The following is a 1977-nucleotide window of genomic DNA, read 5'->3' as shown; positions in this document are numbered from 1 at the left end:
GGGGGCGGCGCCATCCGGAGCCGGAGGCGGTCATCGCCGCGTACCGGCGCGCGAAGCGCGCCACCGCCCCCGCCGAGGTGCTGTCCGCCGTCATCACCGACTACATGTTCACCGTCCCGACCCGGCGGCTGGTCGCCGCACACGCCGAGGCGGGGCGCGGTGAGACCTTCCGCGGCGGCGACACGTGGACGTACGAATTCGCCTGGCCCTCACCGCAGTTCGACGGGAAACTCGGGGCCTGCCACGCGCTGGAGCTGCCGTTCGTCTTCGACTACCGCGGCGACGGACTGACCGGCCCGCACGGCGCGCTGGGCCCGGCCGGCACGCTGCGGGACCCCGCCCTCGGGGACCTCTTCACCCGCGTCCACGCCGCGTGGGTCCGCTTCGCGACGACCGGCGACCCCGGCTGGCCGCCGTGCACGCCGGGGCACCACGTCTCGCAGCGGCTGCACACCGTACGGGAGGACGCGGCGGAGGCCCCGGGCGGCCCGGAACTCGCCGTCTGGGACGGGCATCGCTGACCGGACCGGACCGCGAATGGCCGGGGGTTGCACCGGGGGTTGAACCAGCGGTTGAGGGTTCCGCGCGTACCGGCCTTATGTTCTCGCCCGCGGGCGGCGAAAAGTCTCCGGGGTGGATCCAACGGAACACTTGAAGTCATGAGGACGTGAAGGCCGACACGGCGTTGGCGCCTCTTCGTCTCTTCGCTCTTCGCCTCATCGCTCTTCACCTCATCGACTCATCGCCCGCAAGGGATTCCCATCGGAAGGGAAACGCACAATGGGCCACACACGAGAAACCGCCGCCCTGGTCGACGGTTTCGTACCGGTCATCGATCTGTCCGCCAGGGGAAGCGCGCATGGACGCGGGCTCATAGCCGACGCGATCGGTAAGGCGTGCGAGAGTTCCGGGTTCTTCAGCGTCGTGGGGCACGGCGTGCCGCGCGAGCTGATCGACCTTATGCATACGACGACGAACGCCTTCTTCGAGTTGCCGGACGCGGAGAAGGACCTGGTGGCGAACCGCCCCGGCGTCGCCGGATTCCGGCGCTTCGGAGGCGTATCGGCGCTGAGCCTCGACCAGGAAACCCCTCCCGACCTGTGCGAGGTCTTCGCATCCCATGTGACGGGAGAGCTGGGCGAGGAGGAGCGCGACAGGCTCGGCGACTACTGGGCTCCATGGAAGATGGCGAACATCTGGCCCGGCACGCCCGCCGGATTCCAGGAGACGTGGCACGAATACATGAGCGCCATGACGGAGCTTTCCAGCGACATCATGCGCTTGTTCGCGTCGGCGCTCGGCCTGGCCGAGGATTTCTGGGATGACAGGTTCGACCGCCACACGTCGGCGCTCATCGCGAACTACTACTACCCACAGCTCGAACCGCCCTTGCCGGGACAGCTGCGGCGGGGCGCGCACACCGACTGGGGCAGCCTGACCGTCCTCCACCAGGAGGACGGACTCGGCGGCCTCCAGGTTCTCCAGACCTCCGGGGAAACGAGCGAATGGCGTGACGTCCCGGCCATTCCCGGCAGCTTCGTCGTCAACATCGGCGATCTGATGGCCCTGTGGACCAGCGGACGGTGGGTGTCGACCATGCACCGCGTGCTCAATCCGGAACGGGGGAATCGCTCCTCGCGGCTGTCCATCCCCTTCTTCCACCAGCCCAATCACGACGCCCCCGTCGAACCGATCCCCGCCCTCGCGCGGCCGGGCTACGGGCACCCGCCCGCGAACGGCATGACCAGCGGGCGGTGGATTTCGACGAAGATGGTCAAGACGTTCTCGACGGAGCCGTAGGACGAGGCCGAAGCCTTGGGCTTGAGGCTTGGGCTTGAGGCTTGGGCTTGAGGCTTGGGCTTGAGGCTTGGGGCTTGGGGCCAGCCCCTCCTGGCGGGGTCGCGAATTGCGGCGGCGGACCGTTGCGACCATGATCGCGAGGAGGGACGTACGGCGGGGCCGCGCTGACAGCAGCCC

General features: G+C 69.0%; 2 protein-coding genes. Both read left to right on the top strand.

All coding sequences use genetic code 11. The features are described 5' to 3' along the window. Nucleotides 1-521, top strand: a 521-nt coding sequence (locus ACFU99_RS42050) for a carboxylesterase family protein (RefSeq protein ID WP_384403640.1), incomplete at its 5' end; no start/stop codon positions are given. A gap of 259 nt (nucleotides 522-780) precedes the next feature. Continuing rightward, nucleotides 781-1800, top strand: a complete 1020-nt coding sequence (locus ACFU99_RS42045) for an isopenicillin N synthase family dioxygenase (protein ID WP_384403637.1) — start codon at nucleotides 781-783, stop codon at nucleotides 1798-1800. The last annotated feature ends 177 nt before the right edge of the window (nucleotides 1801-1977 follow it).

The organism is Streptomyces sp. NPDC057654, from assembly GCF_042800135.1.
Taxonomy (GTDB): Bacteria; Actinomycetota; Actinomycetes; order Streptomycetales; family Streptomycetaceae; genus Streptomyces.
Note: the sequence above shows the minus strand (reverse complement) of the source record. Positions and strands in the feature narration are given on the sequence as shown.

Excerpts from the sequence above, each read along its gene's own strand:
- ACFU99_RS42045 (WP_384403637.1), top strand. The coding sequence starts at position 781 with ATGGGCCACACACGAGAAACCGCCGCCCTGGTCGACGGTTTCGTACCG.